The sequence below is a fragment of the Ferrimonas senticii DSM 18821 genome (assembly GCF_000422665.1).
Taxonomy (GTDB): domain Bacteria; phylum Pseudomonadota; class Gammaproteobacteria; order Enterobacterales; family Shewanellaceae; genus Ferrimonas; species Ferrimonas senticii.
Map to the genome: position 1 here is coordinate 47,213 of NZ_AUGM01000008.1, position 13,898 is coordinate 61,110.

General features: G+C 45.7%; 11 protein-coding genes and 1 pseudogene. 5 read left to right on the forward strand and 7 right to left on the reverse strand.

The genetic code is table 11. The annotated features are described in order from the left end of the window. Positions 1-6 precede the first annotated feature (6 nt). The gene (gene dpdE / locus G506_RS0107165) at positions 7-3,048 is read right to left on the reverse strand and encodes a protein DpdE (RefSeq protein ID WP_051201974.1); all 3,042 of its coding nucleotides are present in this window, start codon (positions 3,046-3,048) and stop codon (positions 7-9) included. Positions 3,049-3,259: 211 nt separating this feature from the next. On the opposite strand from dpdE, the gene G506_RS0107170 reads away from it, so the two are divergent. The 4 genes from G506_RS0107170 (at position 3,260) to G506_RS20900 (ending at position 7,781) form a co-directional block, all read left to right on the forward strand. Continuing rightward, complete coding sequence (locus G506_RS0107170; protein WP_156904832.1) at positions 3,260-4,102, forward strand: hypothetical protein; 843 nt, start codon at positions 3,260-3,262, stop codon at positions 4,100-4,102. Between the two features lie 82 nt (positions 4,103-4,184). Further along, complete coding sequence (gene dpdA, locus G506_RS0107175) at positions 4,185-5,429, forward strand: tRNA-guanine transglycosylase DpdA (RefSeq protein WP_028116268.1); 1,245 nt, start codon at positions 4,185-4,187, stop codon at positions 5,427-5,429. Positions 5,430-5,455: 26 nt separating this feature from the next. Continuing rightward, a complete protein-coding gene (gene dbpB / locus G506_RS0107180; protein ID WP_028116269.1) occupies positions 5,456-6,565 on the forward strand; it encodes a DGQHR domain-containing protein DpdB in 1,110 nt (369 codons plus the stop codon). A gap of 472 nt (positions 6,566-7,037) precedes the next feature. Further along, positions 7,038-7,781, forward strand: coding sequence for an ankyrin repeat domain-containing protein (locus G506_RS20900; protein WP_156904833.1), 744 nt, complete (start codon positions 7,038-7,040; stop codon positions 7,779-7,781). A 62-nt stretch (positions 7,782-7,843) separates the two neighbouring features. Here the strand turns inward: G506_RS20900 and G506_RS0107190 are convergent, their stop codons facing one another. After that, positions 7,844-8,980, reverse strand: a complete 1,137-nt coding sequence (locus G506_RS0107190) for a DUF6538 domain-containing protein (protein ID WP_156904834.1) — start codon at positions 8,978-8,980, stop codon at positions 7,844-7,846. Between the two features lie 422 nt (positions 8,981-9,402). Here G506_RS0107190 and G506_RS0107195 point away from each other — a divergent pair, with 422 nt between their 5' ends. Beyond that, positions 9,403-9,753: a hypothetical protein gene (locus tag G506_RS0107195; RefSeq protein ID WP_028116271.1), complete on the forward strand. Its 351-nt coding sequence runs from the start codon at positions 9,403-9,405 to the stop codon at positions 9,751-9,753. 348 nt (positions 9,754-10,101) lie between these two features. Here G506_RS0107195 and G506_RS21310 read toward each other — a convergent pair whose 3' ends face one another. The 5 genes and pseudogenes from G506_RS21310 to G506_RS0107220 form a co-directional block, all read right to left on the reverse strand. Then, positions 10,102-10,398: a DUF6538 domain-containing protein gene (locus G506_RS21310; protein ID WP_420806078.1), complete on the reverse strand. Its 297-nt coding sequence runs from the start codon at positions 10,396-10,398 to the stop codon at positions 10,102-10,104. 512 nt (positions 10,399-10,910) lie between these two features. Further along, positions 10,911-11,672, reverse strand: a pseudogene (locus G506_RS19145) (IS5 family transposase). A gap of 142 nt (positions 11,673-11,814) precedes the next feature. Next, positions 11,815-12,711, reverse strand: coding sequence for a leucine-rich repeat domain-containing protein (locus tag G506_RS0107210; RefSeq protein ID WP_156904835.1), 897 nt, complete (start codon positions 12,709-12,711; stop codon positions 11,815-11,817). A 46-nt stretch (positions 12,712-12,757) separates the two neighbouring features. Beyond that, positions 12,758-13,018: a hypothetical protein gene (locus G506_RS0107215; protein ID WP_028116274.1), complete on the reverse strand. Its 261-nt coding sequence runs from the start codon at positions 13,016-13,018 to the stop codon at positions 12,758-12,760. 381 nt (positions 13,019-13,399) lie between these two features. Next, positions 13,400-13,897: a hypothetical protein gene (locus G506_RS0107220; RefSeq protein WP_028116275.1), complete on the reverse strand. Its 498-nt coding sequence runs from the start codon at positions 13,895-13,897 to the stop codon at positions 13,400-13,402. Position 13,898 lies beyond the last annotated feature (1 nt).

The window sequence follows — 13,898 nt, forward strand, 5'->3', positions numbered from 1 at the left end:
TTTGCGTTACCCCTCTGATTTGCTGCATAGGATCACCGCCTGCATGCCGATGACGCGAATTGATTCACCATGGCTGAGGAGGCCCTGTTGTTCGTCGGTAATCTTGGTCGTCACGTTCGTGACCAAACGCTGCCAGTGATCTTGCGGGAAGTAGGCGGTCATTTGTTGCCACACCTCCGGGCGCAAATTCAGATCTTGGTAAGCACTGCCACTACTTTTGCTGTAGGGTTTTTCCAGCCAAACGATCAGTTGTGGATCAACCGCATTGCCATTTTGATCGACCCACACCGAGAAAAACTGTGGTGACCGCGACTCGTCTTGCTGGCGCTGCTGGTTGTAGTCTTTGTAGCGCTCAACATTACGGAAATAATCCAACCTAAAGAAAGGTTTAGGCTCTGACAATGGGATGTTAACAAAACGCAAAAAGGCGCAACTAAGGCCACGAGGATCATGCTGCATCATCTGCCAGATCTGATCCACAAAGGGTTGACCGTAGCGCAGCGGGTAGATGTTTTCCTCCCGACCGCTGATGGTGCGAGACGGCGTCATGATGTGTGTAGATGGCGGATAGCCAGCGTCACCATCAAAGCCTACGATGCATCGTTGCAGCAGCGTATCAATATCCACTGCGGTTTTGGGGCCACGACCACCGATCTCAAAGCTAAACCTCACCCCATCTTTTTCTCTTCGACTCTGAAAGTGAAGTGCTTGCTTAATCCAGTTTTGGATCGCTTTAAACTCTTCTTCCGCCTTCTCGTCCGCCGCCCGCATTTGCTGACTGAACCCAAACGCCTTGGCGACGTCTGCTTCCATCGCCAGCAACTGTTCTTGGTTTGAAACCTTAATCCGCTCTTTTTCTAGCAATCCATCACTGCCTTCCAGTTCAGTAATGGCGTGGTCAAGAACCGTGATACCTTGCTCACCATAGCGGCGCCAGAACCCATCAAAATAGCCTGCTAGAGCGTGCTGATAAGAGGCGGTGGTGCGGTTAAAAATCCGCAGACCATTGTCCAGCAACGCCATCCACGCGCGACGCAAACCATTGTGCTCCGGCACCAGCACCAAGCTTTCCACAGGCTTAACCAACGGTAGGTTGCCGCTGTAGCGGTTGAATCGCCCCAGTCGTTGCTCGATGCGACCGCAATCCAACGGCAAGCTATAGTGCACCGCCAAACGACTGCCACCATGCATATTCAAGCCATCTTCGCCGCGACGATCGCACACCAACACCCGAGTATGGCTAGGCAATGGGTCGACTGGCTCATCCGGGTTGTGACGAGTAACACTATGCCCAAGCTTTATCTGCAACTTAACCGCAATCCGATCCGCCTCTATGCTACTGTCACAGAACACCACAGCCTTGCCATCGCCATCGTCTAACCACTGTTGCAGTTCGTGCGTCAAGGCATCATCCATGCTTCGCTGCTCTTGACGGCCAACCTGATACAATTCGTTCAGTAACTCTCGCTCCGACTCTGCGAGTTGCTGGTCGTGAATGTCAAGGGAGTCTCGGGCGAGCATGGCTAAACTCATCGGGCTGGCAACTGCGGCCTCAAGCCAAGCATCGAGGCCAATTAGGTGCCAAACTGGATACTGATCTGGCGTCTCGATCGCAGAGGCGCGGTAAGACTCAAACAAGTACTCAGTGGAAACTGGGCCGACACTCCACTGGCTCTGCTTGGCTCCAGCGAGACCAGGGAACAGCAGTTCGATCCCTTTGTTGTCGCGGCGATTTCGCAACATCCGATGCTGTAAACGATAGTTCTCGCCAACGAAATCCCGCAGTGCATTGATCGCCTGCTCGCGCACTTCCCCCTCTCCGCTACTAAGCCAGTCGATATGCGGTCGTACCTGCTCAATAAGCGCTAACAACTCGGCATCGCCACTTAGGGTCTGCTCTAAGGTATCAATGGTATCGGTTAAGCTGACGTTGTCTGAGGTCGGGGTAATAGCGCTAAACAGGCCACTGAGCAGTTCACGTTGCTGCACCAATTGGCTGAACCGATCGACGCCTTGCTGGCTCAACTCGTACCCTTGTGGATTGAGGCAATGCAGCATCGCCAAAAAGTTGTTTTCGTTACCGTGCAACGGGGTACCAGAAAGCAGCAGCGCCCAGTCGGCGTCGCGGCAACAACTGGCAATGTCGTAGAACTGCGATTGTCGCTCTGGATCCCAAGCCCAGGGCGCCACTTGGTGCGCTTCGTCTATCACCACCATGGTTGGTTGGCATTCGGCGGCAAACTCGGTTAATTGCTGATGGACACATACCTGAACCTGCGAGGCGGGATCACCGGCGTCCTCAAGTTCAAGATTGATAAATGGTTCCATCTGAAAACGGGTGGACAGTTCATGTTGCCATTGACCGACCATACCTTCGGGTACAGCAATCAAAATCCGCGCATGATTGCCATATTCCAGCAAATGCTCACGGCTAATCACCGCCGCTTCGATGGTTTTACCTAACCCTACCTCGTCGGCCAACAAGTAGCGCTTGTTTCGATCAGTTAGCACCCTTCGCACCACGGCCAATTGATGGGCTTCAAGTTCGATGCCACTGCTGCTGAGTGACTTAATCGAATTTACGGCGCAACGCTGTTCAATGTAACTGCGCTGAAATTCGCGTCGCAGCGGATAGAAGAAAGGGGCGTTATTGCTGCGTGCAGCCAAAAATTCGACCGGCGACAATTCTCGCTCTTCGGCATTTAGGACGTAGATCTCTGTCAAAGGTAAATCTGCGTATTCGTCTTTCTTGAAATACACGCGATGCATATCGCCAGGAATGGCGCTGAGGTACTCACCTTGACGCCAAATCTGTGTTATCTCATCGAAGCAAAAAACTAAAGCTTTTTCACTAAGAACTGACACTTGCAAGTGTTCCAGCTTTAAGTGCTGTTCCCGCGCACGTGGCGCTGCTGGTGATTCAAAAAAGTTAACTATCGCAAGGCCGCTTTCATCAGTACCGTGGAATTTACCTACTCCAGAAAACAAATCGGAACGAACTAACTGACCGGGAATAAACTCTGGTAAATCTGTAGCCTTAACTTCCATGTGAAATGATTGAGCCTTAAAAATTATTGTCCAAGTATACCCAGACCAGAGCGGCAACGAACAGTGGCTGCTCTCTGACTTTTGCTTTACACTGGCAGACGCTCCGTTTCAGATTTGGACCAATGTCGTGACCCGAACCCACCTAATCACAACCTGCACCAACAGCAAGCAACCTGGACAGCAACGACTGTGCCTGAATGAGAGACGGCACGTGGACTCTTTAGAGTCTCTAGCGAAAGATTGGTTAAACAAAGTTAATTCTTTGTCGCAAGATGATAAGATGCCGGCACACAAACGCTACATGGGGGCTCACTGGCAGACAGCGTTGTCCTGTGGCCAACAGGAGGGAGTGGAACTTTGGGTCATGTCAGCAGGTCTGGGGCTCATCTATAGTCAACAACTAATCCCTGACTACCAAGCTACTTTTTCACTTCATTCCCCCGACACAATTCCGAATATGGGACAGAGACGGGCAGACGCGTATCAGCAGTGGTGGCACCTTCTGTGTCAAGAGAGCCGCTTTGGCTTCTTTGACTTGTTCTCAACGCACCCTGACGACAACTTCATCATCGCAGGATCCAATGACTATATTTCTGCGATTAACGATGATGTATTGAATGCCATTCACGTCCTGCCCAATCCAACTCGCCAACTCGTGATTATCACCTCCGGGACGCGACAATACCGAGATCTGGATACGTACATCCTCAGAAGCAAAGCCACTATGGCCAAAGCACTAGAAGCGAACATGCTGACCCTCAATATCAACTTGGCAAAGCGCGTGCTTCAGTGGCGGGAACAAAGCGGGTCAATACCTGTTGAAAAAATCAAACAGGAACTCCTGAGAACGATAGAAGGAACTACTGAAAATCATCAAGAGAATCGTATACGACGCACTCCAGAGTACGTCGAGCAGTATCTGAAGGAAGCACTCGCACAGAATCCGACGTTGAAGCCCACACCTGCCCTAAGACACTTCAGGGACAGTGGAAACAGTTTTGAAGAAAAGCGCTTCAAAGCGATTTTTACCAAGGTTGCCGCTGCGCGAAATTAGATGATTGAGGTGCTCTGTGGTAGCCTACAGCACTTTTTTTTCACCGCCAGTTTTACACTTCAGAAGCCCTTGGGAGAGCACCTTGTCAAAGCTGAACTATTTTTTCCCGGACAGTCAGGACTTTGTCGATCCAAGTTTCGATTTTCTAAAGGAAACTCGTAACGAGCACAGAGTGCGCCAACGCGATGATCTCTACCCTCATGAAGTCTTTAAGCGGGACTTCCCCTTCCCTTACGATGGGATGCTGGTTTCAAAGGCAGTAGTTGACGGCTTAGGAAACGGTGAAAGTAAATACACTCGTGCCCAACGTCTGCGTTTTTACCGCGCTAAAATGAAGCGATTCTTCCGTTTGCCAGAACAGATGCTTTCGATGGGTGACTGTGGTGCATTTACATATGTTCACCACGAAAATCCTCCGTATCGCATTGATGAGATTATCGATTTTTACGAAGATAGTCAGTTCGATTATGGGGTTTCTCTTGACCACATTGTATTTGGCTATGACACACCCAAAAAGATAATCACTGGTGCTGACCTCGACGAATGCTGTCGCCGTCAGCAACTAACGTTAGAGCTTGCAGAAAAATTCTTAATAGCTTCTAAAGACGCGCATTTTCAACCTTTTGGCGTAGCCCACGGTTGGAATAAGGAAACCTATGCCGAGTCAGTACAGGCACTGCTCAAGATGGGTTACAAACGCATTACCATGGGGGGTATGGTTCCGTTAAAAACCCCTCAGATATTAGAAACGCTTGCGGAGATAAAACCCCACCTAAAAACGGATACTCAAGTCCACCTTTTGGGGATCGCCCGCCCTGAGAGTTTTAACGACTTTATTCGGCTTGGCGTCACCAGTATCGACTCAACCACGCCATTGGCACAGGCGTTCAAGGACAAAAAGAACAACTACCACGTGGTTGATGGTGACGCTTATGTCGCCATCCGCGTCCCGCAATCTGACGGGAATTTAACCCTGAGTCGCAAGATCAAATCCGGTGAAGTCGATCAGGACAGAGCTCGCATTCTTGAGCGCCTGACGTTAAAGGCACTGCGAGCCTACGACAACCGCGAGATTGAGCTTGAAAGTACATTAAACGTACTCATGGAGTACGAAACTCTACATGCAGGCGAAGACAAAGCGGGTAAGATCCGTGCTAGTTATATGCGCACCTTGAGTGATCGCCCTTGGGAAAAGTGCGATTGCGAAGTCTGCCAGAGCATTGGCATTAACGTGATCATCTTCCGCGGTGCCGAACGTAATCGCCGCCGTGGTTTTCACAATATCCAGGTGCTTTACAAGAAATTGCAACACACCCTCACCCTGTAACACGGTGAGGCAATATAGGTTTATTCATGTCAGAAATCCGAGTTCCGGCTTTGCGTATTAAGCAAGGCCCAAAACGTCAACTTTTCAGTTTGGCGATTGAAGGTAAGCAGATCACCGAGATTGCATCAATCTCGCGAATCAAGCGCGGTAATGAAAACCTCATTGGCTATCAACGCCCAGAGGTACAAAACCATATCCGTGAGATCCAGCGATACATCGAAAGCGACAACCCAATGATCCCTAATCCAGTGATCATTGCTTTTGACCATCGCGTTCGATTCGAACCGTTCGGTGATGCTGAAGACAGCATCGGTCATCTTGTGATTCCCTGCGACGACGCGGAAGATTTTGTAAAGCCAGGCTTTATCGTTGATGGTCAACAGCGCACAGCTGCGCTTCGCGAAGCAGAGATCAACTCATTTGTAATGCCTGTTTCTGCCTTCATTGCAAACAATGATGCTGAACAACGCGAGCAGTTCATGCTTGTCAACTCAACTAAACCACTGCCCAAAACGCTTCTACATGAATTAGCGCCACACACTGAAGGTCGCCTTCCGTCCGACCTGCAAGCTCGCAAGTTTCCATCATTATTGACCCAACGATTGAACTTTGGTGAAGGCCCACTGAACGGTAAGATCAAGACAGCAACCAATCCTAGCGGTGTTATTGCAGACAACTCAATCATTAAGATGATTGACAGCAGTTTGCGTGAGGGTGCGCTTCATCACTTCCGCGATGCACAAACAGGCATGGGCGACGAAACTAAGATGGTGACATTGCTCAACAACTTTTGGGGTGCAGTAAAGCAAGTATTCAAAGATGAGTGGGAACTGCCTCCACGTCGCTCCCGCTTGCTCCACGGCGTTGGTGTTATAGCTCTAGGCTCTTTAATGGATGAGATCTATGAAACCCATAAAGGCTACACCGATGGTTGGGACGATATCCCAACCATCGAGCTGTTCGCAGACGAGTTACGAGCTATCTACCCGCTGTGCTGCTGGAGTCGGGGCACCTGGAACTTTGGGTTAGATCTTGATGGTATGAAGATCGAGCGTAAGTGGAACGACCTACAAAATCTATCTAAAGATATTGCTTTGGTAACTGATTACTTGGTGAATGCTTACAGAAAAGCTTGATCGGCACCAACAATTAAGGCGTGAAGATGAAGTCTTTCGCCTTAATTATTCAAAATGGAATGCCACTCAACAAGCTCATAACACAAATGGGTCTTCAGTACTTGGCGCTGTTGCCTAAACATACATTGTGCTTCGTCTTGGCGTAATTTCTTTAGTTGATTCCATCAATAGTGGATGCAGATGCTCACGGGCGGCCTGAAAGAGGGATTCAACCGTTGGTATGAGCACAGTTCATTTTACAATCTGCTTTTGTTCAACAAAACCACAGCACTTTCCCAAGCAGCCTGACCGCTACTTTTCACTGCGGTTAAAATGCAGGAGTTATCGCAAAAAACTGAATGCCACTCAAGAATATTGATTGTTGGCTGTTTTTCTTTTGTTTCGTATTTTTTCTTGCTATTGATTAGAACGTAGTTGTACCTTGACTTTATTGAGTTATAGCAACACTCGACGAATATGATTCGGAGGAATTTTGAAAGAAGTTTATTCGGAAGAATTAAAAGCACGACTAGAGTATTTTTTTATAACGGCTACTGATTCTGATGGCTATAGATTTAAAGACAGTCATATTAGGAGAAAGCTTGAATTTTTTTCTCAGGCTAAAGATGAGTGGAATAATTCTTTATTGCACATAATATGCAATAATCCGGAAGAGGGGATAGATATAGATTTGCTTGGTCAAGTACTTGTCTCAGGATGTAACCCTAATTCACAAAATAATGAAAAGAATACCCCAATTCATGAAATTTGTAATGGACCATATGGTGCTTATGGCCCAGGTGTGGTTGATGCAATTTTGATGTTAGTAAAACATGGAGCTTGCATCGAACTGAGAAACTCAAGTGGCGAAAGTCCTTTGATTTGTGCAACTTCTTACCAGCGTGAAAATTATGATGAGGATGGAGAACTGATTGCCGATAAGATCGTATCTCAGTTGTTAGAACTCGGAGTTGGTGTTAATGCATGTGATGATAAGGGTATTACACCATTGCATATTGCATGTGCTCACAATGATGATAAATTGGTAGAGCAACTATTATCACGAGGTGCATCCCCTTATTCAAAAGCATTAGCCGAGGACGCTTGCTCTATTCCTGTTGATGCTCATTATCATAAAGTGGTTCCACCTGGCGCTTCCCCATTAGATATAGTTTCCTGCGTCAAAGTTAAATCTATTTTCAGAAAACACTTCCCTACATTGTTTTTGTGGGATTAACCATAAACATGTTTTCCAAAATTTTCATATGGACCATTTTCACAAGTTCAGTTGTCATAAGGCTAATCCATACAATTTAATACTGCAACTTGCCATTTCTTAAAATAAATAAACCAAATGACATGGCAGTCCTCCCAATTTAATTTGGCTTTGAATTTGGTAAACCACAGCGACGGTTTATGGCCATAGCCCCGTTGGTTACCACTGGGCAGTTCGGGAAATAGTCGCTGATGCCCTGCCGCCCGTTGCTGCTCAACAAACCGCAAGAACCCTTCAGCAATCAATGACTGCGCTATCGGTATCACCCGTTCGCTGGTGGCGTTCTTAACTCGCTGGTCTGGATGGCTGGCACGAATCAATATGCACGGCAGCCCTTGGATAACCTTAAAGTCGTCCAGATAAAGCTGTGACAGCTCGCCAAGCCTTGCGCCGGTGTATGCTGCCATGAACGGCAACCATCGTTTAAAGGCGTCTTTACTGGCGCTATAGTCGCGTTTGGCTCGATGCAGCATCTCTCGTACTTTGCCGTCTGACACCGCTTTACGTTGATTCTTGGCCGGTGTGTTATTGCGGATGGTCATGCCCGCTAAAGGATTGCCGTTGCCGAAGTAAGGCATCGCCCATTTGAACAGCGTCCCTACCCTGCCAAGGCGCTTATTGATGGTCGAAATAGACAATCGCCCCTCATCCAACAGTCGCTGCTTGTATTTCATGGCCAACTTGGCATCAAAGCGGCGGATTCGGACGTCGCCGACAATCTTGATGAACTCTTTGAAGACCAACTCATTGTGGGACTGCTCATGCTCACCCCACGCGTTCGCTCGCAGCTTTTCGGCGGTGAACTGGGCAACGGCTTCCGACAACTTCGGCGAGTCGTCTGTGGGGGCTTTAACGGGCTTGGTTGCTGGTGTGGTGGGCGTTGGCACGCTTGACTGCGGCGCATCATCAGCGCCACGAATTGGGCTGCTAACAGCCTCAGGCTCACGACCATGAACAATGTCAGCCAGTTCATCCAGCACTCGCCAAGAGCGCCTTATCGCTTCTTTGCGGCAATGGGTTCGGAGTGACCGTTTCACTTCACGGCAGCCACGCTCGGCTTGCTGCGCTTTGGGCACGACTAACCGTGCATACCAAACCTCGTGACGGGACTGAAACAGATAGGGAATTGAACCGGCAGAACGCGGCGAATAGGTACGCAAAATGTCTCACCGAGTGTCTCACTTCGGAAAGATACGATTAAGGTATTAATTTTTGTTGCTTAAGGCATAAGTCTGCATAAGCCACAACGACAGTTCAAGCTGTTAGCGAAACCTTTAAAGCAAAACATTGCATAAAAATAAAGCAAAAGGCTGCATAGAATGGCATTCTCACGCTGTAGGTGGCTCGTAAACTTACAACATTGACGCACAGCAGATAGCATCAAACTCAGCTCAAATTAATGTTTGAATATGGTTAAAAATGGGAAGGCCACATCACAATGCATTAACACAGTGTACTGACTTCGAGCTAATGCACTATTCGGGTCTAGCTTATTGATAGTATTAATTTAAAATGTTGTGATGCGCAGTTCGACTGCACCAAATAACTTTCTGCCTAAAATGGCATAACAAGAGATCCGTCAATGTTAGATTCACTTATTGAGGCTTATGTCCATTCTAAGAGCAACCCGTACAGCATTGAGTGCGTGTTAGTCTCTGATGCTGTTTATGCTGGGGACGGGAGCCAACACAGAGAGGAAGCTGGGCATATTGGAAGCATCCACGACGGTTACTTCAACACTAAGCACTACACTTCCCAAGTTGGCAGGTTTATGTTTATGAACGATAGGGTTGTAAGTGTCGGAGATAAGCTGACTATCGTTGAGGATGGTTTTGGCTCAATTACTTGGGACAAGTCAACAAATACGATTACAGCAGAGCACTTTGGAACTTCTATCGATCGTAAAATGACTTACGCCTGTAGCAAGAAATAAGTGTGGTCTTATTATTTATCTTAGCCCTGCCAATTGATGGAGCTTTTTAGTTGAGATCAGAGAATGAAAATTGAATATCCCCAGTATACTAGACATATCCAAGCTATCCTTTGAGCATTGGAAGAACAATCAAGAATTGTTGGCATGGTGAATGACTTAACAGCAATATGTGACCAACTAAAACAACGCCTTCGCGATAGCCAACAAACCTAACTTCAGCTTACGGATGCGATTGTTGAGGTCGACACGGTGAAAGGTTCTGGCACACATTAATGGCAGCTTAAACGCTGCTTTTTTCCCTTTATTGTTTGAATAGAAATCATGGCTTTAGAACAAGTTATCTATGACCTAGAAGAGGTTAGAGAGCTCTCTGATGAAGAGCTTTATCAACGCCTTTACGATAGTTGGGGCTTTGAAAATCATAAAATTGATGTCTGGTGTGGTTTGCGCTGGAGCGCTTGGCTGCGGCACATCATCAGTGCCACGGACAGGGCTGCTAACAGCCTCAGGCTCACGGCCATGAACAATGTCAGCCAATTCATCCAGCACTCGCCAAGAGCGCCTTATCGCCTCTTTGCGGCAATGGGTTCGAAGTGACCGTTTCACTTCTCGGCAGCCACGCTCGGCTTGCTGCGCTTTGGGCACGACTAACCGGGCATACCAAACCCCATGACGGGACTGAAACAGATAGGGAATTGAACCGGCAGAATGCGGCGAGTAGGTACGCAAAATGTCTCACCGAGTGTCTCACTTCGGAAAGATACGATTAAGGTATTAATTTTGTTGCTTCAAGCATAAGTTTGCATAAACCCTAACGATAGCTCAGTCTGTTAGCGAAACTTCCGAGGCAAAACATTGCATAAAAATAAAGCAAAAGGCTGCATAGAGTGACATCTCACTCTGCAATTAGCTAGTAAACTTACAACACAACGTAAGGCAAAAAGCACCGAGCTCAGCTCAACGTTTAAGTGCGGTTAAAATGGGAGGGCTACCCTATCTTTAGCCCAATTTTTGAGTTGCAACTTTGTCGTCATGACTACCTCTTTGGCATAACGTAGATTTGGAATAAGTTTGAGCCGAGCCTTTTGGTTCGAGTACCAGCCACTTTTTTTAAACCAATTACTAGGGGCTGTTGATCTTTGCTGTACACATATTGCTCAACAGTGCATTGGCAGCCACATTAGCATAAATGCCAGCGACAGCATGCTGGCATAGTTCCTTTCTAACTAGTCATATCGTGTTGAAATTGCTCGAAAATGCTTAATTCTTGCAAACGCATTTTCGACTAAATGTCGATGCTTGTATAAGCACCAGTCCATGCTGTCTTTGTTTAGATCTTGGCCGTAGTTGCGTTTGGCTATCACTGATGTCCCGCCTTGCTCCTCGATAAAGGTACGGAAAGATTCGCTGTCATAGCCCTTATCAGCGATAACAGTATTTACTTCAGGTAACTGCGCAACCAAGCTATTTGCATGAACAATGTCGTGCCGCTGCCCTTCTGACAAATCAAAGCAAATGGGTAATCCGCCACTGTCTACAGCCAAATGTATCTTTGTGCTGTTTCCACCACGACTCTTGCCTATCTGTTCTGAACTCTTTGTCGCAGCTCCAGTGCTGTGCTGATGGGCTCTAACGATGGAGCCGTCTAAGAACACCCAATCAAAGTCAGAAAATTCAGATAACCTATTGAAAAGAATCCTTAAAATTCCCTTTTTTGACCACAGGTTAAATCGTCGATAAACAGCACTCCAATCACCGAATTCAATGGGTAGATCGCGCCATGGTAGCCCAGTCCTCATTCGGTAAAGGATCCCTTCAAAGGTCATACGGTGCTCAGGTTTATCGTAAACCCGACCAGTGCTTTTCATCGTATTAAATAGCAGTTTCCAGCGTGCGTCGGTTAACATTGTTCTAGGCATGGTATTGGGTTCCTTTTTTACTTTTGGCGAAGCAAATTGTAACCCTTTACCATGCTGCTCAAAAATCAGTCACAAAAGATCAACACGCCCTACCGACTTTAAAATCAAATACGCTCAATATTTTAATATCTGGCATAATAGTTCAACAACGCATTCTGGGCTGATCCCACATGAGTTCCTCTGGTTCATAAAGTTTTCCATGACGTTTAATTAATTCCATTTCAACATCTTTCTGCTTGAGGTTGTACCCACGTGAATTATGAAAACGGCATCTCTTCAAACTCTTCACTTTATATAGAGGGGTTAAATCATTAGTTTCGACCTTAGTACCATTGCCAAATGCCAAATAAGCTAACTGTTTTAGTTTTTTTATAAAATCAAGAGAAGAAATTACCCCACCACCAGTGAGCATGAGGTAAGAGAGGTGAGTGATAGCACCTATTGCCTCAAAATTACCTATACGTTTACAGCAGTCGATTTCCAACGACTTCAATTGGTGTAGTCGTGTAAATGCTGAGATATCAAGCAATTTTGGAAGAGAGTACAGATAAATCCCCTTCAGATTTGCAAATCTATCAATACCATCCATCGAGTTAAAAGCACAACGTATGAACTCGACATATTTTAAATTATTCAGGCAAGGAAACTCAGAAATATCTGCACCTTTGTGGCCTTCTATAATCAAAACTTCTAAATGTTCAAGGTAGAAGGAACCTTCGTTATAACACTTACTCCATATTAGTTTGACAAACTCAAGCTGGGGAAATTTGTAAAAATCTACCGCGTGCTTAAATGGCACCCTGAGTTCTAGCCTTTTTAGTCCTTTCAACTGATAAAGGGAATCCCAATCTATATCGTCACTACTTATAATCAACCCTTCAAGGCTTAGACCTCGTAAAACGCTTAAATCAGGCCATGACCCAGTCTTTAAATGCAAGACTCTATAGGTTCCCTTTTTTATTTCTTCGCATGCCTCAGATTCAAGCCCTCCCCTTAAGGTAAGCCTTGAACCCTCTTGGGAGTAGTGAATCATTTCCATTATTAATTTATTCCTTTCGTCCATTAGCGCAGTGTGAAGTTGTCAACTAAACAAATGGAAGAGTGTGTATGTTAATTCCATTTGTTTTTATTAATTGATATGCCTGCTCTACTAAAGGACGGTACTGTTTGATATCGAAAGGATGTCCATCAAAAACGTCTTCAAGATCTAATTCCTCTATTGAAAATCCCATTGCCAAATTGATTTTAGCTTCAATGTATAAAGATTGAATCAAAGAAAACGCATCATAATTGTTTTCGATCTCAAGCGCGGCCTCTGCATAAGATTGCAAAAACAAGTAAGCCATGCTGACCCATTCATTAACTTCATCTTCATCAAAGATGACCTTTTTCTATTGTTGATTGAAATTCCCCTTCAAATACGAATCCTAAGTTTTTTTCGACATATTCTATCTTTGATTTGTTCATTAGCGCCCCCAATAAACTTCGCTCGACTCTTCTTCACATAGTGCATTAAGTTATTCTGTTTTTTGAGATGGCAGAATTTATCGACTAAACCCGATGCCGCTTCGATGTGTTTATAAAGCAATTCTCTTCCAGCCCAATTTTTCTTGCTTGTCCAATTTTTAGTTCTTTGTCATTTTTCAACATGACATGAAGAAGCCTATAGAGCATCTTATACGTACTAGCTGGTGGTTTGCTTTGGAGCACATCGGTATTTTTAATGATCAATCACCAATCAATATATCCTTGAGTTTCTGTCCCTCTTCAGATTCTTTAAAAACTACGGTAAAACTCTCATAGAATTTACGATCTGAATCGATATTTTTAAGCCAAGGGTCACCATCATTGACAATGTTTATCAATAACTCATTAAACATCGCTTCGATATCTTTGGGCGTTTCAACTTTGCGAGGATCGTTGCCGATTTCGACGCCATAGTATTTTTTTAAGCAAGTACTCGAATATGTAGGCCAGCCATTATTAAACCCTTTGGGAAATTGAGACATATCGCAATGCTCTATAAGTGATTTTTTAAAGCATGTGATTGGCACATTAACATAGCATTTACTTCGACTGAGTTGCAGACCAATGTAATCAATAAAGTTCCCCCGCTCTCTATAAATCCAAAATTGTTTAGGGCCTAGCTTAAAGCCTAGCGTTTCTATTTTTTCAATAAACCCTACATTTTTTGCAATAACTGAAAGCTCTTTATAATTAGTCATT

Coding starts and splice junctions, on each gene's coding strand:
- G506_RS0107210 (WP_156904835.1), bottom strand. CDS start 12,711: ATGGAAATGATTCACTACTCCCAAGAGGGTTCAAGGCTTACCTTAAGG.
- G506_RS0107220 (WP_028116275.1), bottom strand. CDS start 13,897: ATGACTAATTATAAAGAGCTTTCAGTTATTGCAAAAAATGTAGGGTTT.
- dbpB (WP_028116269.1), top strand. CDS start 5,456: ATGTCAGAAATCCGAGTTCCGGCTTTGCGTATTAAGCAAGGCCCAAAA.
- dpdE (WP_051201974.1), bottom strand. CDS start 3,048: ATGGAAGTTAAGGCTACAGATTTACCAGAGTTTATTCCCGGTCAGTTA.
- G506_RS0107195 (WP_028116271.1), top strand. CDS start 9,403: ATGTTAGATTCACTTATTGAGGCTTATGTCCATTCTAAGAGCAACCCG.
- G506_RS0107215 (WP_028116274.1), bottom strand. CDS start 13,018: ATGGCTTACTTGTTTTTGCAATCTTATGCAGAGGCCGCGCTTGAGATC.